The 20,454-nt window shown below is 74.0% G+C and carries 19 protein-coding genes; 9 read left to right on the forward strand and 10 right to left on the reverse strand.

Annotated elements, in window-relative coordinates:
* From treY to DMH08_RS30485, 4 genes are all read left to right on the forward strand, one after another.
* Positions 1–2,275, forward strand: a 2,275-nt coding sequence (treY, locus tag DMH08_RS30470) for a malto-oligosyltrehalose synthase (RefSeq protein ID WP_325052954.1), incomplete at its 5' end; no start/stop codon positions are given.
* Positions 2,272–4,080, forward strand: coding sequence for a malto-oligosyltrehalose trehalohydrolase (gene treZ / locus DMH08_RS30475; protein ID WP_125619393.1), 1,809 nt, complete (start codon positions 2,272–2,274; stop codon positions 4,078–4,080). The genes treY and treZ, both read left to right, overlap by 4 nt.
* Positions 4,081–4,205: 125 nt before the next feature.
* Positions 4,206–4,877, forward strand: a complete 672-nt coding sequence (locus DMH08_RS30480; RefSeq protein WP_019629095.1) for a response regulator transcription factor — start codon at positions 4,206–4,208, stop codon at positions 4,875–4,877.
* A 93-nt stretch (positions 4,878–4,970) separates the two neighbouring features.
* Positions 4,971–6,245 (forward strand): ATP-binding protein, encoded by a 1,275-nt coding sequence (locus DMH08_RS30485; RefSeq protein ID WP_125619395.1) that lies wholly within the window; start codon positions 4,971–4,973, stop codon positions 6,243–6,245.
* 45 nt (positions 6,246–6,290) lie between these two features.
* Here the strand turns inward: DMH08_RS30485 and DMH08_RS30490 are convergent, their stop codons facing one another.
* Positions 6,291–6,899, reverse strand: coding sequence for a GtrA family protein (locus tag DMH08_RS30490; RefSeq protein WP_125619397.1), 609 nt, complete (start codon positions 6,897–6,899; stop codon positions 6,291–6,293).
* A 218-nt stretch (positions 6,900–7,117) separates the two neighbouring features.
* On the opposite strand from DMH08_RS30490, the gene DMH08_RS30495 reads away from it, so the two are divergent.
* The gene (locus tag DMH08_RS30495; RefSeq protein WP_267898583.1) at positions 7,118–8,305 is read left to right on the forward strand and encodes a 5-(carboxyamino)imidazole ribonucleotide synthase; all 1,188 of its coding nucleotides are present in this window, start codon (positions 7,118–7,120) and stop codon (positions 8,303–8,305) included.
* Positions 8,302–8,793: a 5-(carboxyamino)imidazole ribonucleotide mutase gene (purE, locus tag DMH08_RS30500; protein ID WP_026402546.1), complete on the forward strand. Its 492-nt coding sequence runs from the start codon at positions 8,302–8,304 to the stop codon at positions 8,791–8,793. The genes DMH08_RS30495 and purE overlap by 4 nt, the downstream gene beginning before the upstream one ends.
* Positions 8,794–8,836: 43 nt before the next feature.
* Here the strand turns inward: purE and DMH08_RS30505 are convergent, their stop codons facing one another.
* From DMH08_RS30505 to DMH08_RS30520, 4 genes are all read right to left on the reverse strand, one after another.
* On the reverse strand, positions 8,837–9,250 hold the full coding sequence (locus DMH08_RS30505) for a CoA-binding protein (RefSeq protein ID WP_026402545.1): 414 nt from the start codon (positions 9,248–9,250) through the stop codon (positions 8,837–8,839).
* A gap of 82 nt (positions 9,251–9,332) precedes the next feature.
* The gene (locus DMH08_RS30510) at positions 9,333–9,860 is read right to left on the reverse strand and encodes an isochorismatase family protein (protein WP_125619399.1); all 528 of its coding nucleotides are present in this window, start codon (positions 9,858–9,860) and stop codon (positions 9,333–9,335) included.
* Positions 9,861–9,880: 20 nt separating this feature from the next.
* Positions 9,881–10,534 (reverse strand): response regulator, encoded by a 654-nt coding sequence (locus DMH08_RS30515; protein ID WP_026402544.1) that lies wholly within the window; start codon positions 10,532–10,534, stop codon positions 9,881–9,883.
* Positions 10,531–11,727, reverse strand: coding sequence for a sensor histidine kinase (locus tag DMH08_RS30520; protein WP_064743629.1), 1,197 nt, complete (start codon positions 11,725–11,727; stop codon positions 10,531–10,533). The genes DMH08_RS30515 and DMH08_RS30520 overlap by 4 nt, the downstream gene beginning before the upstream one ends.
* 145 nt (positions 11,728–11,872) lie before the next feature.
* Between DMH08_RS30520 and DMH08_RS30525 the strand changes: the two genes are divergently transcribed.
* Together DMH08_RS30525 and DMH08_RS30530 are read left to right on the forward strand one after the other, a co-directional pair.
* Complete coding sequence (locus DMH08_RS30525; RefSeq protein WP_125619401.1) at positions 11,873–12,481, forward strand: hypothetical protein; 609 nt, start codon at positions 11,873–11,875, stop codon at positions 12,479–12,481.
* A 25-nt stretch (positions 12,482–12,506) separates the two neighbouring features.
* Positions 12,507–13,307, forward strand: coding sequence for an SAM-dependent methyltransferase (locus DMH08_RS30530; protein ID WP_026402542.1), 801 nt, complete (start codon positions 12,507–12,509; stop codon positions 13,305–13,307).
* A gap of 47 nt (positions 13,308–13,354) precedes the next feature.
* Here the strand turns inward: DMH08_RS30530 and DMH08_RS30535 are convergent, their stop codons facing one another.
* From DMH08_RS30535 to DMH08_RS30555, 5 genes are all read right to left on the reverse strand, one after another.
* Complete coding sequence (locus tag DMH08_RS30535; RefSeq protein WP_026402541.1) at positions 13,355–14,374, reverse strand: hemolysin family protein; 1,020 nt, start codon at positions 14,372–14,374, stop codon at positions 13,355–13,357.
* Positions 14,371–15,741: a hemolysin family protein gene (locus DMH08_RS30540; protein WP_125619403.1), complete on the reverse strand. Its 1,371-nt coding sequence runs from the start codon at positions 15,739–15,741 to the stop codon at positions 14,371–14,373. The genes DMH08_RS30535 and DMH08_RS30540 overlap by 4 nt, the downstream gene beginning before the upstream one ends.
* 177 nt (positions 15,742–15,918) lie before the next feature.
* Complete coding sequence (locus DMH08_RS30545) at positions 15,919–18,075, reverse strand: MMPL family transporter (RefSeq protein ID WP_125619405.1); 2,157 nt, start codon at positions 18,073–18,075, stop codon at positions 15,919–15,921.
* 125 nt (positions 18,076–18,200) lie between these two features.
* On the reverse strand, positions 18,201–18,749 hold the full coding sequence (locus DMH08_RS30550) for a TetR/AcrR family transcriptional regulator (protein ID WP_125619407.1): 549 nt from the start codon (positions 18,747–18,749) through the stop codon (positions 18,201–18,203).
* Between the two features lie 118 nt (positions 18,750–18,867).
* A complete protein-coding gene (locus DMH08_RS30555; RefSeq protein WP_125619410.1) occupies positions 18,868–20,202 on the reverse strand; it encodes a UDP-glucose dehydrogenase family protein in 1,335 nt (444 codons plus the stop codon).
* Positions 20,203–20,306: 104 nt separating this feature from the next.
* Between DMH08_RS30555 and DMH08_RS30560 the strand changes: the two genes are divergently transcribed.
* Positions 20,307–20,454 (forward strand): acyl-CoA dehydrogenase family protein (locus DMH08_RS30560; protein WP_199748086.1); only part of this gene is annotated, 148 nt, incomplete at its 3' end.

Genomic DNA, 20,454 nt, shown 5'->3' on the forward strand with positions numbered 1-20,454 from the left:
GCCCGACCACGCCCCCGACCCCACCGAGGACGACATGGCTGAGGAGATCCCGGCGGACGGTCCCGCCGCACCCCCGTCCGGCACCTACCGCATCCAGCTCCGCGGAACGCCCGAGGAGCACTTCGGCTTCGCCGAGGCCGCCGCGCTCGCGCCCTACCTGGCCGCGCTCGGCGTGTCCCACGTCTACCTGTCGCCGGTCCTGAAGGCGGCGCCCGGTTCCGCGCACGGCTACGACGTCGTCGACCACGCGCGGCTCGCCGACGAACTGGGCGGCGCCGAGGCGTTCGGCGCGATGGCGACCCGGTTCCGCGCGCACGGGCTGCGCCTGCTGGTCGACATCGTCCCGAACCACATGGCGATCCCCGACCCGCCCGACCTGAACGCCCCGCTGGCCGCCGTCCTGGCCGACGGCCGGTCGTCCTCCTTCGCCCGCTGGTTCGACGTGGACTGGGACGCGGGCGGCGGACGGCTCGTCCTGACCGGGGACGGCGAGCCCAACTACCGCCGGTTCTTCGACATCTCCGGGCTCATCGGCCTCCGCCAGGAGGACCGGGAGGTGTTCGACACCACCCATGCCCTCCCGTTCGACCTCGCCGACCAGGGCCTCGTGGACGGCCTGCGCGTGGACCATCCGGACGGCCTCGCCGACCCGCGCGGCTACCTGCGCCGCGTCGCCGCCCGGGTGCCGGACGCGTGGCTCGTCGTCGAGAAGATCACCGAGGGCGCGGAGCGGCTGCCGTCCGACTGGCCGTGCGCGGGGACGACCGGGTACGACTCGCTGCCGGTGATCGGCGGCCTGTTCGTCGACCCGGACGGCGAGAAGCCGCTCACCGACCTGTACACGTCCCTGACCGGCGGCCCGGCGGACTTCGCGGAGGCCGAGCGGGAGTCCCGCCGGTACGCGGCCGAGCACGGGCTGCGGCCCGAGGTCGACCGGCTCGCGCGCGTCCTGCACCGCGTCGCGGGCGACCGCCCCGGGCTGCGGCGCGCGCTGATCGAACTGCTCGTCGCGATGCCGGTGTACCGCGCGTACGTCGTCCCCGGGGAGGACGCCCAGCCCCAGGCCGTCGAGGTCCTGGAAGAGGCCGCCAGGCGCGCGCGCACACGGCTGTCTGAGGACCTGCACGGCGACCTGGACACGATCGTGGACCTCGCCTTGGGGCGGGGCGAGAAAACGGACCCCGAGTTCATCATCCGGTTCCAGCAGACGACGGCGCCGCTCGCGGCCAAAGGCGTGGAGGACACCGCGTTCTACCGGTGGAACCGCATGGCCGCCCTGAACGAGGTGGGCGGCGACCCGGGCCGGTTCTCGGTCGAGCCGGCGGACTTCCACACGCACTGCGTCCGCCTCGCCCGCGACTGGCCCCGGACCCTGACGACGCTCTCCACGCACGACACCAAGCGGCAGGAGGACGTCCGGGCCTGGCTGTACGTCCTGTCGGAGCTTCCGGACGCGTGGGCCGAGGCCGTGCACCGCTGGCGGGACTGGTGGGGCGGCGACCGCTCCCCGCTGGAGCCCGACCTGGAGTACCTGCTGTGGCAGACGCTCGTCGGCGCGTGGCCGCTGGAGGCCGGCCGCCTCACGGAGTTCCTCACCAAGGCGATGCGCGAGGCCAAGACGCGGACGTCCTGGCTCGACCCGGACACCGGCTACGAGGACGCCGTCCGCGAGCACGCCCGCCGCGTCCTGGCCGACCCCGACCTGATCACGGACGTCACCGCGTTCGTCTCCCGCCTCCACCCGTACGCGCGCGTCAACTCGCTCGGGCAGAAGCTCGTGCAGCTCGCCATGCCGGGCGTCCCCGACGTCTACCAGGGCTGCGAGATGACCGCGCTCGGGCTCGTCGACCCCGACAACCGGCGCCCGGTCGACTACGGGCTGCGCCGCGAGCGGCTGCACCGCCTCGACACCGGCCGCGCCCCGAAGGACGTCGACGACGAGAAGCTGCTGGTCACCATGCGGACGCTGCGGCTGCGCCGGTCCCGGCCCGACTGGTTCGGGCCCGCGGCCGGGTACGAGCCGCTGCCCGCCCGGGGGCCCGCCGCCGACCACGTCGTCGGGTTCGCGCGCGGCGACGCGCTCGCGCTCGCCACCCGGCTGCCGGTCGGCCTGGAGCGGCGCGGCGGCTGGGGCTCGACGACGGTCGGCGCGGGCCGGCAGGGCTGGCACGACGTCCTGACGGGCGCGTACCACTGGGGGCCCGACCTGCCCGCCGCCGAGGTGTTCGCGCAGCTCCCGGTGGCGCTGCTCGTCCCGAGGGAGATCTCGCGTTGACCCGGTTCGAGGTGTGGGCGCCGGACGCCCGCCGCGTGGACGTCGCGTGCGGCACGGCGCCCGACCTCGTCCGGCATCCGCTGGCGCCCCTGCCGGGCCGTCCCGGCTGGTGGGGGACGGACGTGCCCGGCGCGCCCCACGGGACCGACTACGGGTTCGTCCTCGGCGGGAGCGACGATCCGGCGGAGGAGGCGGAGGTCCTGCCGGACCCGCGCTCCCGGTGGCAGCCGAACGGCGTGCACGGCCCGAGCCGCGTCTACGACGACGGCCGCTTCGCCTGGACGGACGCCGGGTGGCGCGGGCGCCCGCTGCCGGGGAGCGTCCTGTACGAGCTGCACGTCGGGACGTTCACCCCGGAAGGAACCTTCGACGCGGCCATAGAACGCTTGGACCATCTCGTGTCGCTGGGGATCGACGCAGTAGAGCTGCTGCCCGTCGCGTCGTTCCCCGGTCACCACGGGTGGGGGTACGACGGTGTCCACCTGTGGGCCCCGCACGAGCCCTACGGCGGTCCGGACGGCCTCAAGCGGTTCGTGGACGCCGCCCATGCCCGCGGGCTCGCGGTCGTCCTGGACGTCGTCTACAACCATCTGGGCCCGGACGGGAACCGCCTCGCCTCCTACGGTCCGTACTTCACCGGCGCCCACATGACGCCCTGGGGCGACGCGGTGAACTTCGACCAGGCGGGGTCGGACGAGGTCCGCGCGTTCGTCGTCGAGAACGCGCTGATGTGGCTGCGCGACCACCACCTGGACGGGCTCCGGCTCGACGCCGTCCACGCCATCACCGACCTGCGCGCCGTTCACATCCTGGAGGAGCTCGCGGAGGCGGTGGCGGGCCTGTCCGCGCACCTGGGGCGCAATCTGTTCCTGATAGCCGAATCCGACCTGAACGATCCGCGCCTGGTGACGTCCAGAGACGCGGGCGGATATGGGCTCGACGCGCAGTGGAGCGACGATTTCCACCACGCTTTGCATGCGGCCCTGACCGGTGAGCGCCAGGGTTACTACTGCGACTTCGGGTCATTAGAGGTACTGCAGAAAACCCTGACACGGGTGTTTTTCCACGACGGCACGATGTCGGCCTACAGGGGGCGTCGCCACGGTCGTTCCGTCGACGTCCGCACAACGCCCGCGCACCGTTTTCTGGGTTTCCTGCAGAACCACGACCAGGTGGGCAATCGCGCGTCCGGGGACCGCATAAGCGCGACGCTGTCCGTGCCCATGCAGAAGGTGGGGGCCGCGCTCCTCCTCCTGTCGCCGTTCACGCCGATGCTGTTCATGGGTGAGGAATGGGGCGCGTCCACCCCGTGGTGCTATTTCACCGACCACGTCGACCCGGATCTCGGACGGGCGGTGAGCGAGGGCCGCCGGCGGGAGTTCGCCCGGCACGGCTGGGCGGGCGACGTCCCCGACCCGCAGGATCCGGAGACGTTCCGCCGGTCGGTGCTCGACTGGGCGGAGGCCGCCGGACCGCCCCACCGCGACCTGCTCGACTGGTACCGCGCGCTGATCGCGCTCCGCCGTTCGGAACCCGACCTCAACGACCCGCGCCTCACCCGGACGGACGTCGACGTCCGGGAAAGCGGCTCGGAACGCGTCGTCGCCATCCGGCGCGGCCGGATCCGCGTCGTCGCGAACCTCGCCGACCGTTCCGCGGAGATCGCGACCGCCGCGTCCCGCCTCGTCCTCGCCTCGGAACCGGACGTGAAACTCGAAACGGACTCCATCGGCGATTCCGGAATCCGCTCGCTGGTGCTTCCGGCGGCCGCCGTCGCGGTCCTCGAAGCGCCGGTCCCCGGGTGACATGCCAGGAATCGCCCGATCACTGGCAAAGATGTGTGTTCGCGGTTCTACTATGAGTGGCAAACCGCAGGTCAAGAGCGCGGCGGCGGCCGAGAAACGTTCAAGATTGGTCATACGATCGGTTCATGACCTCAGTACTGCTCGCCGAGGACGACACGTCCATCTCCGAGCCTCTCGCCCGCGCGCTGCGTCGCGAGGGGTACACCGTCGAAGTCAGCCCGGACGGACCGCAGGCGCTGGAGCGGGCCCTCGGGGGCGGCGTGGACCTCATCGTGCTCGATCTCGGCCTGCCGGAGCTCGACGGCCTTGAGGTGGCCCGCAGGGTGCGTGCCGAGGGGCACGGCGTCCCGATACTGATCCTGACCGCCCGGGCCGACGAGGTCGACACCGTCGTCGGGCTGGACGCGGGCGCCGACGACTACGTCACCAAGCCGTTCCGGCTCGCCGAACTGCTCGCCCGGGTGCGGGCCCTGCTGCGCCGGGGCAGCACCGAGACCCCGATCGTCCAGGGGGTCCGGATCGACGCCGAGTCGCGCCGGGCCTGGATGGGCGACCAGGAGCTCCAGCTGACCACCAAGGAGTTCGACCTGCTGCGCGTCCTGGTCAGGGACGCCGGCAAGGTCGTGACCCGCGAACAGATCATGCGCGAGGTGTGGGACACCAACTGGTGGGGTTCCACGAAAACCCTCGACATGCACATTTCCTGGCTGCGCCGCAAGCTCGGCGACGACGCCGGCAGTCCCCGCTACATCACCACGGTGCGGGGCGTCGGCTTCCGGTTCGAACGCGGCGACTAGCACCGGCCGCCACGGTCGCGCGACCCTTCCCCGGGCCTCCCCGAGAGGCCGGGGAGCCCGGTGCGGCCGTGGCATCACCCCTAAGGAGCCCTGATGAGGCGCCGACTCCTGCTGTCGACGCTCGCGGTGGCGGTGGTCGCGATCCTGCTGCTCGGCGTCCCCCTCGCCTACGCCGCCCACAAGCTCGTCCACGAGGAGGCCCGGAGGTCGCTGGAGCGCGAGGCGTCCACCATCCTCGGCGGCGTCGGCTACAGCCTCCAGACCGGACGGCCGCTGTACGGCGCGGTGATCGCCCGGGAGTATCCCGGCCGACACATCTTCATCACCCTGCCGGACGGCCGCACGGTCGCCGCCGGACCCGATCCGGGCGCCGAGCGGGCGCTGACCGCGGCCACGTCCGCCGGGGGCGTGCGCGTCCGGGTGTCCCGGCCCGCGTCGCAGGTGCGGGACGCAGAGCTGCGCCTCCTCCTGCTGATCGGCAGCCTCGCCCTGCTGGGCGTCGCCGTCACCGTCGGCCTCGCCATGGTGCAGGCCCGCAAGCTCACCCTCCCGCTCATCGACCTCGCCGAGACCGCCGACCGGCTCGGCACCGGCAACGCCCGCCCGCGGCGCCGCCGCTACGGCATCCCCGAGGTCGACCGGGTCGCCGAGGTCCTCGACCGCAGCGCCGTCCGCATCGCCGACCTGCTCGCCTCCAGCCGGGAGTTCGCCGCGGACGCCAGCCACCAGCTGCGCACCCCGCTCACCGCCCTGTCCATGCGGCTCGACGAGATGATCGAGGCGGCCGACTACCCGGACGTCGTCCGCGAGGAGGGCGCGGCGGCCGTCGCGCAGACCGAGCGCCTCGTCGCCGTCGTCGAGCAGCTCCTCGCCCGCGCCCGCCACGACCGCACCGGCGGCGCCGTCCCCGCCCCCATCGACGACATCATCGCCCAGCAGGTGGAGGAGTGGCGGCCGATCTTCCGCCGCGCCGGACGGGACGTCCGCATCATCGGCGAGCAGGGCCTCGTCGGCATGACCAACCCCGAGGGCCTCTCCCAGATCGTCGCGACCCTCCTGGACAACTCGCTCATGCACGGTGCCGGAACCGTGACGATCCACACCAAGCCGGGCGGCAGTTCGGTCGTGGTCGAGGTCGGCGACGAGGGCGACGGCATCCCGCCCGACCTCGAACCGCGGATCTTCGAGCGGAGCGTCAGCGGCGGCCGCGGCACCGGCCTCGGCCTCTACCTGGCCCGCTCCCTCGCGGTCGTGGACGGCGGACGGCTGGAGCTGATCCAGGCCCGTCCCGCCGTGTTCGGGGTGTTCCTCCGGCAGACCGCCCAGGCCCGGCTGGCCGCGGAACGCGTCGTCATCGGACCCGCCTGAGGACGGGCGGGCCCGTCGGTGCGACCGGGCGGGGAGGGTGCGCGGTCAGCGCGCGACGTAGTTCTGGGCGGGGGAGTCGAGGGGGTGGCCGAGCCGCGGCGCGGGCCGGGCGTCCGCGCGGTGCGCCCCCGCGGCGTCGCCCGTGGCGTCGCCCGCCGCGCCGCTCGCTGTGTCGCCGTCCACCGGCTCCGGCAGCCCGGACGCCGGGTCGACCGGCGGGGCGCCCGCCGGCAGGAACACCCACTTCTTGTACGCCCAGAACCGGAACAGCGTCGCCGCGCCCGTCCCGACGATCATCGCCGTGTTGTAGGGGATCGGCCCCTCCAGCCGCAGCACGTAGATCGTGAACCCGATGAACAGCTGGGTGATCACGAGGCCGACGCCGTTCAGCGCGAAGAAGAGCACGTACTCGCGGCCGACCCCGCTGCGGTCGCGGTGCCGGAACGTCCAGTACCGGTTCGCCAGGTAGGAGAACGTCGTGGCCACCACCGTGGCGACCAGGAACGACGTCATCGGCCCCACGTCGAGCCCGGCGTGCAGCACGTTGCTGACGATCATCGTGATGACGAACGCGATCGCGCCCACGCTCCCGAACTTGGCGAGTTCGCGCACCAGGTGCTCGAACTTTCGCTGAAGACTGGCCACCAGGCTCACGTAGGGGAACCGTCCTTCCGGACCTCGGCTGCGGCGCCGCGACGGGCGGCCGATGCGGGAGCACAACGAGGATAGACGCACGCGGTGCCGGAGACGCCTGAACAAGAACGTTTCACGTTGTTCCGGAGGTTCCCTGCCCGCGCCCTAGGGAGCCCACACCGAATCCGACGCACAGTACACGTGGTTTGTTCACGGCGCACGGCCGATAACCTTTCGACGTGACCCTTTCTACCCCCGTCGTCGGCATGGCCGGCGGCGGTCAGCTCGCCCGGATGACGCAGCAGGCCGCGATCGCCCTGGGCGTCCCGCTGCGCGTCCTCGCCGGCGCGCCGGACGACTCCGCGGCGCAGGCCGTCGCGGACGTCCGGGTGGGCGACGACCGCGCCCTCGCCGACCTGCGGGCGTTCGCCGAGGGCTGCGACGTGGTCACCTTCGACCACGAGCACGTCCCCGGCGACCACATCCGCGACCTGGAGGCGTCCGGCACGCCCTGCCGCCCCGGCTCCGCGGCCCTCGCCCACGCCCAGGACAAGCTCGTCATGCGGGAGCGGCTGAGCGCGCTCGGCGCCCCGTGCCCCGCGTACGCCCCCCTGCCGGCCGACGGCGCGGTCCCCGCGCTGGAGGCGTTCGCCCGCGACCACGGGCTCCCCGTGGTGCTCAAGGCCGTCCGGGGCGGGTACGACGGCAAGGGCGTGTGGGTCCTGGACGCCCTCGGCGACGCCGCCGCGGCGCTGGTGGCCGACCTGCTCGGGCAGGGCCTCGACCTCATGGTCGAGGAGCACGTCGCGTTCCGCCGCGAACTCGCCGCGCTCGTCGCGCGCTCCCCCTACGGGCAGGGCGCCGCGTACCCGATCGTCGAGACCGTCCAGGAGAACGGCATCTGCACCGAGGTCATCGCGCCGGCGCCGGGCCTGTCCGGCGACGCCGCCGTCGAGGCGCAGAACCTCGCCCTCGGCATCGCGGACGCCCTCGGCGTCGTCGGGCTGCTCGCCGTCGAGCTGTTCGAGACCGCGGCCGGACCGGTCGTCAACGAGCTGGCCATGCGCCCGCACAACTCCGGCCACTGGACGATCGAGGGTTCGCGCACGTCCCAGTTCGAGCAGCACCTGCGCGCCGTCCTGGACCTGCCCCTCGGCTCCACCGCGCCCACCGCGCCCGTCACCGTCATGGCGAACGTCCTCGGCGGCGACGACCCGGACGTCTACTCCCGCTACATCCACGTGATGGCGCACGACCCGGCCGTCAAGGTCCACCTCTACGGCAAGGACGTGCGGCCCGGCCGCAAGATCGGGCACGTCACCGCGCTCGGCGACGATCTCGCGGAGGTCCGCGAGCGCGCCCGCCACGCCGCCGACTACCTCCGCTGGGGTCCGGCGATGAAGCCCGAGAACGAGGAGAACGCATGAGCCCGCGCGTGGGCGTCGTCATGGGCAGCGACTCCGACTGGCCCGTCATGCGGGCGGCCGGGGAGGCCCTCGACGAGTTCGGCGTACCGTTCGAGGCCGACGTGGTCTCCGCGCACCGCATGCCGCACGACATGATCGCCTACGGCGAGGAGGCCGCCGACCGCGGCCTCCAGGTGATCATCGCGGGCGCGGGCGGCGCGGCGCACCTGCCGGGCATGCTGGCGTCGGTGACGCCGCTGCCGGTCATCGGCGTGCCCGTCCCGCTGAAGCACCTCGACGGGATGGACTCGCTGCTGTCGATCGTGCAGATGCCCGCGGGGGTCCCGGTCGCGACCGTGGCGGTCGGCGCCGCCCGCAACGCGGGCCTGCTGGCCGTCCGCATGCTGGCCGCCGCCGACGAGGACCTGCGGGCGAAGATGAAGGTCTTCCAGCAGGACCTCTACGGGCAGGCCAAGGCCAAGGGCAAACGCCTCCGCGAATCCCTCTGACCGCCGCCCGCCGCGCCGCGCCCGCCGCGCCGCCGCCGGCCCGTCAGTGGCGCTTGCTCCACTCGATGGCGGGGCAGCGGTCCATGACGACGTCGAGTCCGGCGTCGAGCGCGCGGCGGCCGGCGTCCTCGTCGACGACGCCCAGCGGCAGCCACACGGCGCCGGCGCCCGCCGCGACGGCCTGGTCGATCACCGCGCCCGCGTACTCCGAGCGCCGGTAGACGCCGACGACGTCGACCTTCTCGGGCAGGTCGGCCAGCGCCGCGTACCCGGGCTCGCCGAGCACCTCCGCGCGCGACGGGTGCACCGGGAAGATCCGCTTGCCGCGCGCCTGCAGCAGGCCCGCCTGCTGGTGCACGACCCGTTCCGGACGGTCGTTCAGCCCGACGAACGCCCAGGTGCGGGACTCGGCCAGCAGCCGGGTGATCACGTCCGGGTCCGCGAAGGAAGCATCCATACCGGGCACAACACCCGGCCCGCGTCGATCGTTCCCGCCGGACGCCGGACGCCGGACGCCGGACGCCGGACGCTCGTTCCGGTCAGCCGAGTGCGGCGATCACCGCGTCGGCGGTGGTGACGGTGCCGAGCAGCGGGAAGATCGTCTCGACCGCGAACCGGTGGGACGCGGCGTCGAACCCGCTCATCGCGTCCTCCGGGAACAGCAGGGCGTAGTCGTGGTCGCTCGCGGCCCGCGCGGTCGACTCCACGCCCGCGTTGGTGACCAGCCCCACCGGCACCAGCGTGTCGACGCCGCGCTCGCCCAGCCGTTCGTGCAGGCCGGTCTCGTGGAAGGCGCTCCAGGCGCGCTTGGTGACCGCGAGGTCGCCCGCGCGCGGCTCGATCTCGGCGACGAGCTCGCTGCCGGGCGGCTGCTCGGGCACGCCGGGGCGCTCCGCCCGCACGACGGCGACCGTCCCGCCCGCCGCGCGGAAGGCGTCCGCGAGCCGCGCCGACCGGCGGACGACCTCGGCGCCCGAGTGCGGGCCCGTGTCCATGCCCACGATGCGCACCTGGAGGTCGATGACGACCAGCGCCGTCCGCGCCGGCTCAATGATCAACTCGCTCATGGGCGGAGTCTAGGACGCCTTCAGCCGCCCGGTCGGATCAGGCCCGACTCGTAGGCCGCGATCACCGCCTGCACGCGGTCGCGCGCGCCGAGCTTCGCCAGCACGTTGCTCACGTGGGTCTTCACCGTGTGCTCGCTGACGACCAGTTCCGCCGCGATCTCGGCGTTCGACAGGCCGCGCCCGACGAGCGTGAGCGTCTGCCGCTCCCGGTCGGTGAGCGCGCCCAGCGCGGGCGCGTCCCGGACGGCGGGACGCCCGCTCAGCACGTCCCCGATCAGCCGGCGGGTCACGGTCGGCGCGAGCAGCGCCTCCCCGGCCGCGACCACCCGCACGGCGTGCACGAGGTCGTCCCGGCGGACGTCCTTCAGCAGGAACCCGCTCGCCCCGGCCCGCAGGGCGTCGTAGACGTAGTCGTCCTGGTCGAACGTGGTCAGCATCAGCGCCCGGGTGGCGGTGTGCGCGCAGATCTCGCGGGCCGCCTCGATGCCGTCCGTCCCGGGCATGCGGATGTCGAGCAGCGCGACGTCCGGACGGTGCGCGCGGACGGCCTCGACCGCGGCGCGGCCGTCGGCCGCCTCGGCGACGACCGCGATGTCGGGCTGCGTGTCGAGGATGAGCGCGAACCCGCTGCGCACCAGCTCCTGGTCGTCCGCGACCACCACGGCGATCGTCACGTGTCCGCCCCCGCCGGCAGCCGCGCCTCGACGCGGGCGCCGCGGCCGCCCGGCGCCGGGCCGAACGAGGCGTCCCCGCCGCACGCCGCGGCCCGCTCGCGGACGCCGACCAGCCCGCGGCCCCCGCCGCCCGCCCGCCCGGGGCCCCGCCCGTCGTCGGTGACGGTGACCCGCAGGACGTCGCCCTCCCAGGCCAGCGCGACGTCCACGCGGTCGGCCCCGGCGTGCTTCACCGCGTTCGTCAGCGCCTCCTGGACGATCCGGTACGCGGCCGCGTCGACGTCGGGCCGCAGCGTCGCGAGCCGGGCGGCCGCACCGGCGGGCGCCGGGGCCGACGGGGGCTCCGGGAGGGGGACGCCGTCGACGCTGAGCGAGACCGGCAGGCCGGTCTCGCGGACGCGTCCCGCCAGTTCGGGAAGCCGCGCCAGGCTCGGCTGCGCGTCCCGGGGGCCGTCGTCGTCCTTCAGCAGGCCCAGCATCCGGCGGAGCTGCCCCATCGCGTCCCGCCCGGACGCCGCGATCGCGTCGAACGCGGCCTCGGCCCGGTCCGGGTCCGACCGCACGACCAGCGGCCCCGACTCGGCCTGCACCACCATCAGGCTGACGGCGTGGGCGAGCACGTCGTGCATGTCCCGCGCGATCCGCGTCCGCTCCCGCTCCGCCGCCCGCTCCGCCTCCAGCCGGCGCTCCCGCTCCAGCCGCACCGCCCGCTCCTCCAGGTCGGCGGCGCGCTGCCGGCGCAGCGCCGCCGCCCGCCCCAGCGCGTACGCGGCGAGCCAGATCGCCGCGCCCCGCACCGCGGTGTCCACCGACCCGGGACGCACGACGAGCAGCGTGCTCGCCGCCGTGACCGCGAGCGCGAGCAGCCGGTCGCGGTGCGGCGACCGGTCGGCGACCGTGTACACCGCGACGAGCCAGCCGTACCAGATCGGCTGGCTCGGCCCGCCGCCGACCAGGTCGTACAGCGGGACGGACACCAGCACGGCGACCATGGCGGTGACGGGGAGGCGGCGCCGGAGCAGCAGCGGCAGCGACGACCCGAGGACGGGCGCGTAGAGCGCGGCGGACCACGGGCCGTGCATCGTCGTGAACGGCGCGAGCTGCGCCAGCAGCACCGCGAGGGCGAGGGCCGCGTCGACCGCGAGGTCCGGCGGTCTCCGGAACGCCCGGAGGGGCCGGGCCAGAACGGACATGACGCTCAAGCTATCCCGCGCGCCCGCCCCGGCACCTCGCCGGTGAGAGGGATCTCCGGCCGCCGTCCTCGCCCGCACCGGCGAGGCCCGGGTTCGCTCCGGGCGGCGATCCGCTCCGGGCCGCCGGGCGGCAGGCTCGTCCGGCATGAAGACCCTTCTGCTCGGCCCGGCGCTCATGCTGGCCTACGGAGTGATCCGCCTCTACGACGGGCTGGACGACCGCTACGGTCCCGGCGCCGCGTGGACCCTCGGCCACGTCGCGTTCCTCGCGGGCCTCGCCTGCTTCGTCCCGGTCGTCCTCGGCCTGCGGCGCCGCGCCGCCGGCCGTCCCGTCCTCGCCCTGGTCCCCGCCGTGCTCGCGCTGGCGGGCGCGGCGGCCCTCGCGGTCCAGTTCGCCGTCGACATCGCCGTCGGGTTCGCCTCCACGAGCCGACCGGAGATGGAGACGCACTTCCGGCAGGTCTCCGAGACCCCCGGCGTGGAACCGCTCGTGTACACCGTCGTGCCGCAGCTCTTCTTCTTCGGCCTGGTCGCGCAGCTCGCCGTGCTCGCGTCCGTCCGGGGCGTGCCGTGGTGGAGTCCCGTGCTCGCGGTGGCCGCCATCGTGGTCGCCGCGGCCGCCAAGGACCTGATCCCGGTGACCGCCGCGCTCCTCGGCGCGGCCCTGCTGCCCGCCGCGCCCGTCCCGGTCCGGCCGCGTCCGGCCGAATCGCGATCAGCGGGGCGGCGGGACGGGCACAATGGGCGCCATTGATGATCTTCGTCCAGGGGAGCAGCCCATGGAGGAGCCGCCGGCTCCGCCCGCGATCGACACGAGCGCGGCGCACCAGGCCCGGGTCTGGAACTACTTCGTCGGAGGCAAGGACAACTATCCCGTCGACCGCGCGTTCGCCGAGGAGATCCTGCGGGCCTACCCGGGGTTCGACGAGGTGCCGCGGCACGCCCGCGCGTTCCTCGGCCGGGCCGTCCGGTACCTGGCCGAGGAGGCGGGCGTCCGCCAGTTCCTCGACATCGGCACCGGCCTGCCGACCCACGACAACACCCACGAGGTCGCGCAGCGCGTCGCGCCCGACTCCCGCATCGTGTACGTCGACAACGACCCGCTCGTCCTCACGCACGCCCGCGCGCTGCTGACGAGCACCCCCGAGGGCGCGTGCGCCTACATCGACGCCGACGCCCGCGACCCCGAGGGCGTCCTGCGCGCCGCCGCCGAGACGCTGGACTTCGACCGCCCCGTCGGGCTGATGCTGCTCGGCGTCCTCGGCACGGTCCCGGACGACGGGGAGGCGCGGGCGATCCTGCGGACCCTCCTCGACGCCCTCGCCCCCGGCAGCCACCTCGTCCTCGAGGACGGCACCAAGACCGTCCGCCCGGACGCGGCGGCCGAGGCCGAACGCGTCCGGGACGAGTCGGGCTACGACTACGAGCTGCGCACGCCCGACCGGATCGCCCGCTTCTTCGACGGCCTCGACCTCGTCGAACCGGGCGTGGTGTCGGTGTCGCGGTGGCGTCCCGAATCGGACGCCTTCGGCACGCCCCCGCAGGTGGACGCCTTCTGCGGCGTCGCCCGCAAACCCTGACGGCCCCCGGTGCCGGCCCCCGGCCGGCCCCCGGCCGGGGGGGCCGGTCAGCCCGGCCCCGGCCGGGCCTCGGCGGTGCGGTGGAAGAGGCGGCGGAGGATGTCGGTGATGGTGACGACGCCGACGACCGAGCCCTGCTCGGTGACGAGCGCGAGCTGGTTGCCGGTCTCGCGCATCCGGGTGAGCACCGTGTAGACGGGCGTGCCGGCCTCCACCTGGTAGGCGGGGCGGGTCAGCGGCGCCGCCGGGGCGGTGTCGGGCGAGGTCAGGGTGTCGCGGACGTGGACCACCGACCAGGCCGGGCCGGGGACCAGGATCCGCAGGTGGCCGGACGCGCGCCCGGCGTCCTGCACGTCGGCGACGGTCGCGTCCGGCGCGACCGCGGTGAGCGGGGCGTCCCGCCGGACCAGGTCGCCGATCTCGAGGTTGCGCAGGTCGAGGGCGTCGGAGAGCTGGACCGAGTAGCGGGCGTCGAGGGCGCCGACGTTCGCGGAGTGCTCGACGAGGTGGCGCAGGGCGTCCGGGTCCTGGCCGGACTCGACCTGGTCGGCGGCCTGCACCCCGACCTTGCGCAGGCACCGGTTCGCGGACTCGTTCAGGGCGCGCAGCAGCGGGCGGGTCAGCCACATGAAGCCGCGCATCGGGATCGCGAGGAGGGTCGCCGACCGCTCCGGGTGCGCGATCGCCCACGACTTCGGCGCCATCTCCCCGACGACCAGGTGCAGGAACGTCACGATGACCAGCGCGAGGACGAACCCGGCGGCGTCCGCGAGCCACAGCGGGGCGCTCCACGAGGTGAACACGGGCGTGAGCCAGTGGTGCACGGCGGGCTTGGTGATCGCGCCGAGCGCCAGGGTGCAGACCGTGATGCCGAGCTGGGCGCCCGCGAGCAGGACCGTCAGCTCGGACGAGCTGCGCAGCGCGGCCCGCGCGGAGCGGCTCGTCGGGGCGGCGTCCTCCAGCCGGTGCCGCTTCGCGGCGATGAGCGCGAACTCCACGGCGACGAAGAACGCGCTGAGCGCGATGATCGCGACGGTGGCGGCGAGGACCGCCCACGGGTCGCTCATCGGTCCTCCTCCGCCGCGGCCGCGGCCGTGATCGTCAGCCGGACGGACGACGGCACGCGGTTGTCGACGTCGAGGACCTCCACGTGGACGAACCGGGCCGGCGGCTCCTCGTCGTAGGCGAGGTCCGCGGGGTCGGCGGGCAGCTCGACGTCGAGTTCGGCGCCGGGGTCCGGGAGGGCGCCGTGGGCGGCGATGACGAGCCCGGCGAGGGTCTCGTAGCCGCCCTCGGGCAGCCGGTGGTCGATGGCGCGCTCGACCTCGTCGATGTGGACGCCGCCGGGGATGATCCAGGCGTCGCCGTCCCGCACGATCGCGGGTTCGTCGTCGGCGGTGTCGTGCTCGTCGGTGATCTCGCCGACGAGTTCCTCGGCGAGGTCCTCGAGGGTGAGGATGCCGTCGAAGCCGCCGAACTCGTCGATGACGCAGGCGAGTTCGGCGCGGTTCCCGGCGAGGTGGTCGAGGGCGGTGGGCAGCGCCATGAGGGTCGGGACGACCGTGGCCGGCCGCATGATCGTCGACACCGGGTCGGTGGCGCGTCCGGCGGCGGCCAGGACGTCGTCGAGGTGCGCGACGCCGACCACGCGCTCCTCGGCGTCCAGCACGGGGTAGCGGGAGTGGCCGGTGCTCATCGCGGTGCGGACCTCGCCGATCGTCGCGGTGTCGTCGACGGTGTCGACGTGCGCGCGGGGGATCATGGCGTGCTCGACGTCCCGGCGGGGGAAGTCGAGGATCCGGTCGAGCAGCATCGACAGGTCGGGCGGGAGGTCGCCGCTGCGCCGCGAGTCGGCCACGATGTGCGCGAGGTCCCGCTCGGTGGCGGAGTGCTCCACGTCGTGGACGGGTTCGATGCGCAGCGCCTTCAGCAGCAGGTTCGACGACGCGTCGAACACCCGGATGAGCCCCCCGAAGACCTTGAGGTAGACGAGGGTCGACCGGGACAGCCACCGGGCGACGGGCTCGGGCCGGGCGATGGCGAGGTTTTTCGGGAACAGCTCCCCGAACACCATCTGCACGACGGTGGACAGGAGGAGCGCCAGGACGGTGCCCGCGGCGACGCCCGCGGCCGTGGAGACCCCGGCGCCGCCGAGGAGGTCGCCGAGGGCCTCGCCGACCAGCGGTTCGGCGACGTAGCCGACGAGCAGCCCGGTGACGGTGATGCCCAGCTGGGCGCCCGACAGCATGAACGAGGTGCGGCGGGTGACGGCGAGGGCGCGGCCCGCGGCGCCGTCTCCGGAGCCCGCGCGGGCCTGGAGCCGGGACCGGTCGACCGCCATGAAGGCGAATTCCTGCGCGACGAAGTATCCGGTGAGGGCGGTGATCAGCAGGATCACCAGGATCCCGAGGACCAGCGACAGCAGTGCGGTCAACAGCGGCCGGCCCGCTCAGCGATGTGATGTTCGTACATATGACTCACCGACTCCAACGACGAGACGCCCGGTCGGGTTCCCCCGCGGGGGTGATCATTGCCACAGGGGCGGGAAGGTCACCGGACCCTCCCGCCCTTGGCGGTTTCTTTCCGCGAACGTTATTTCCGCGAATGTGCGTCAGCGGGTGCTGTACGCGGGTTCCGGCTCGGGCGCCGCGAGCTCGCCGCGGAGCTTCTCGCCTTCGATGTCCAGGTTCGGCACGGCCCGGTCGAGCCAGCGCGGCAGCCACCAGGCGCCGCGGCCGAGCAGCGACATGGCCGCCGGGACGAGCGTCATCCGCACGACGAACGCGTCGATGAAGACGCCGACGGCGAGCGCGAACCCGATCGACTTGATGATCGGGTCGTGCGCGAGGACGAACCCGCCGAACACCGCGATCATGATGATCGCCGCGGCGGTGACGACCCGCGCGTTCTGCCCGAGCCCGTTGACGGTGGCCTGCCGGGGCGTGTCGCCGTGGACGTAGTCCTCCCGCATCTTCGACACCAGGAACACCTCGTAGTCCATCGCGAGGCCGAACAGGATGCCGACGAGGATGATCGGCAGGAAGCTGATCAGCGGCCCCGGGGTGTCGACGCCGACGAGCCCGGCCAGGTGGCCCTGCTGGAACACGGCCGTGGTGATGCCGAACGTCGCGGCGACCGTCAGCAGGAAGCCCAGCGCCGCCTTCAGCGGGACGAGCAGCGACCGGAACACGACCATCAGCAGCAGCACCGAGAGGCCCACCACCAGGATCAGGTAGACCGGCAGGGCCTCGGCCAGCTTCTCGGAGACGTCGATCCCCATCGCCGTCATGCCGGTCAGCGCGACGTCGGCGCCCGCGACGGCGTCGACCCGGTCGCGGATGTCGTGGACGAGGTCCTCGGTCGCGGCGTCGGTGGGCCCGCTCTCCGGGACGACGGCGACCAGCGCGGTCGTCCCCGCCTCGTTGAGCTGCGGGGGCGCCACCGCGGCGACGCCGTCCATGCCGCCGATGGTCTGCGCGGTCTGCTGCGCGGCGGCCTGCGTGGCCGCGGTGGTCTCGCCGGACACGACCGTCATGAGGCGCCCGTTGAAGCCGGGGCCGAAGCCCTCGCTGATCAGGTCGTACGCCTGCCGCTGCGACGAGTCCTCCGCCGCGGTGCCCGCGTCCGGCAGCGCGAGCCGCATGTCGGTGACGGGCAGTGCGAGCGCGCCCAGCCCGAGGATCCCGACGAGCAGCACGGGCACGCGCAGCTTCAGCACGCCGCGGCCCCACCGGTAACCGAAGTTCTCCCGCTTCTTCGGCGCGGGCGCGCCGTCGCGCCGTCCGCGCGGCAGCACCCGGGGCCCGGCGAACGCCAGGACGGCGGGCAGCAGCGTGAGCGCGACCAGGACGGCGACGGCGACGGTCGCGGCGGCGGCGAGGCCCATCGCGGCGAGGAACGGGATGCCGACGACCGACAGCCCGGCCAGCGCGATCACCACGGTGACGCCGGCGAACACCACCGCCGACCCGGCCGTGCCGATCGCGCGCCCGGCGGCCTCCCGGGCCTCCAGCCCGTCGAGGAGGTTCTGCCGGTAGCGGGACGTGATGAACAGCGAGTAGTCGATGCCGACGGCGAGTCCCAGCATCAGCGCCAGGACGGGCGTGGTGGAGCTGAGTTCGACGGCGCCGGTCAGCGCGTACAGCCCGGCCATCCCGACGCCGACCCCGATCAGGGCGTTGGCGAGCGTCATCCCGGCGGCCACCAGGGAGCCGAAGGTGATCAGCAGCACCACCGCGGCGACGATCACGCCGATGATCTCGGCGCTGCCCATCGCGGGCACCGCGACGGCGGGCTCGCCGCCCGCCGCGACCTCCAGCCCGTCGATGTCCCGGCCGATCTCGGAGTACGCCTCGCGCTGCGCGTCGGTGAGCTTCTGCGCCTCCTCCTCGAACTGGACCTGGACGAGCGCGTACCGGCCGTCGGGCGACACCGAGCCGCTCTGGAACGGGTCGAGGGCGGCGACGACGCCGGGCACGGCGGCCGCCTCCCGGACGACGGGCGCGACCTCGCCGGGGTTGAGCTTCGCGCCTTCGGGCGCGGCGATGGCGATCGTGCCGGACGCGCCCGCCGCCTGCGGGAAGTCCTTCTGCAGGGAGTCCATCGCCTGCTGGGACTCGGTGCCCGGCATGCGGAACTCGTCGGTGGTCGGACCCATGAACGCGGCCGCGGCTCCGCCCATCACGCCCAGCAGGATGAGCCATATCGCCACGACCGTGCCGCGGCGCCCGAAGCACCAGCGGCCAAGCCGGTAGAGCAAGGTCGCCATGAGGGAACAGACCTTTCAGTCGGAGAGGAGGGCAGCACGAAACCGCCGCGGGTGCGGCGTCTCGCCGGTGGGGGTTCGGTCGAGGTCGGCCGGCCGGACGGCGCCGGCCGGGGGGTCGGTCGGGGTCAGTCGGGGGTGCGTCCGAGCGTGCGCAGGGCCGCGGCGACCAGCGCGTCCCGCAGGGCTTCGTCGTCCAGGGACAGATCCGCGGTGGTCAGGAACATGCCGCCGAGCGCCATCCGCGCCGCCACCTGGTCCTCGAACGCGAGCGAGCCGCCCGCGAACGCGTCCACCAGCCGTTCCCCGAACCCTTCGAGCTTCGGGGGGCCGGTGTCGAGCATGGTGGCCTCGGCGAGGTTGTCGAACAGCAGCTTGACCTCGCGCCGGTACCGGATGGCGAGCCCGGCGAACTCGGTGACCGCGGCCACGGCGGCGTCCGCGCCGTCCAGGCCGTCCAGGCGGGCGTCGAGTCGCTCGGCCTCCCGCATGACGGGGACCATCAGCTCGGTGAGGATCGCCTCCTTGTTGCTGAAGTGGTACAGCAGCGACGCCTTGGAGCATCCGACGCCGGTCGCGATGTCCTGCAGCGAGGTTCCCCGGTACCCGCGTTCGACGAACAAATGCAGCGCCGAGGCGAGGATCCGGTCGTGCAGGCCGCTGGACGGACGGGTCATGGGACAACGATAACTGTCCGATCGGTCAGAGTCTGACCGATCGGACAGTGTCCTTCGTCACGCGCGATCCGGGCACGTTCCGCGACCGGGCGACCGCGCGCCGCCGCGAGGGGCGCCGTCAGGGGCGGCCCAGCGCCAGGTACGTCCAGCCCGCGGCGCGCCAGGCGTCCGCGTCGAGCACGTTGCGGGCGTCGAGGACGACCCGCCCGGCGACGACGGGCGCCAGGTCGGACGGCGCCAGCGCGCGGAACTCGCGCCACTCGGTGAGCAGCAGCACGGCGTCGGCGCCGCGGGCGGCGTCGGCGGCCGAGGCGGCGAAGCCGAGGGACGGCTGCACCCGGCGGGCGTTCGCCATGGCCTTCGGGTCGAAGACGGTGACCGTGCCGCCCTGCGCCTGGATCGACGCGGCGACGTCCAGGGCGGGGGAGTCGCGGACGTCGTCGGAGTCGGGCTTGAACGCGGCGCCGAGCACGGCGACGGCGCGCCCGGCGAACGAGCCGCCGAGGGCGGCCCGCGCGACGTCGACCGTCCGGACGCGGCGCCGCACGTTGATCTCGTCGACCTCGCGCAGGAACGTGAGCGCGCGCGACGCGCCCAGCTCGTCGGCGCGGGCCATGAAGGCGCGGATGTCCTTGGGGAGGCAGCCCCCGCCGAACCCGAGGCCGGGCCCGAGGAACCGGCCGCCGATGCGGTCGTCGTGGGCGAGCGCCTCGGCGAGCCGGGTGACGTCGGCGCCGGCCGCCTCGCACACCTCGGCCATCGCGTTGATGAAGGAGATCTTGGTGGCGAGGAACGCGTTCGCCGCCGTCTTGACGAGCTCGGCGGTGCGCAGGTCGGCGGTGACGAACGGGGTGCCGTCGGCGAGCGCCGCCGCGTAGACCTCGCGCAGCACCTTCTCGGCGTGCTCGGCGGCGCCCTGCTCGGCGGGCAGCCCGGCGACGATCCGGTCCGGGTGCAGGGTGTCCCGGACGGCGAAGCCCTCCCGCAGGAACTCGGGGTTCCAGGCGAGGACGGCGTCGCCGCCGACGGGCGCGAGCCCGGCGAGGACGCCGGCGAGGCGTTCGGCGGTGCCGACCGGCACGGTGGACTTCCCGACGACGAGGCACGGGCGGCGCAGCAGCGGCGCGAGCGCCGCGACGGCGGCGTCCATGAAGGCGAGGTCGGCGGCGTACGCGTCGGCCTTCTGCGGGGTGCCGACGCAGAGGAAGTGGACGTCCCCGAAGTCGGCGAGCTCCTGGAAGGACGTGGTGAAGCGGAGGCGGCGGTTCGCCAGGTTCCGCCGCAGGACGGGTTCGAGACCGGGCTCGTAGAACGGCAGGTCGCCGGCCGACAGCCGCGCGATCTTCTCCGCGTCGGCGTCCAGCCCGAGCACCTCGAAGCCCAGGTCGGCCATGCAGGCGGCGTGCGTGGTGCCGAGGTAACCGGTTCCGATGACGGTCAGCCGGTGGGCCAATGCGGGCTCCTCTCGGGACTGCTGCGGACCTTACGGACCCTTCCCCGGGTGCGGTCGGTCACTGCACGGGCGGGCGAAGTGTACTTGCCGGTAACATCGGCGGCATGAACCCTGATTTTCCCACGTACGCTCCGTCGGAGGAGCACGAGCTGCTGCGCAGCACGGTGCGCGAGCTGGCCGATGCGAAGATCGCTCCGTTCGCGGCGGAGGTGGACGAGGAGTCGCGGTTCCCGCGGGAGGCGCTGGAGGCGC

Origin of the sequence: Actinomadura sp. WAC 06369 (assembly GCF_003947565.1) — a bacterium.
Lineage (GTDB): Bacteria > Actinomycetota > Actinomycetes > Streptosporangiales > Streptosporangiaceae > Spirillospora > Spirillospora rifamycini.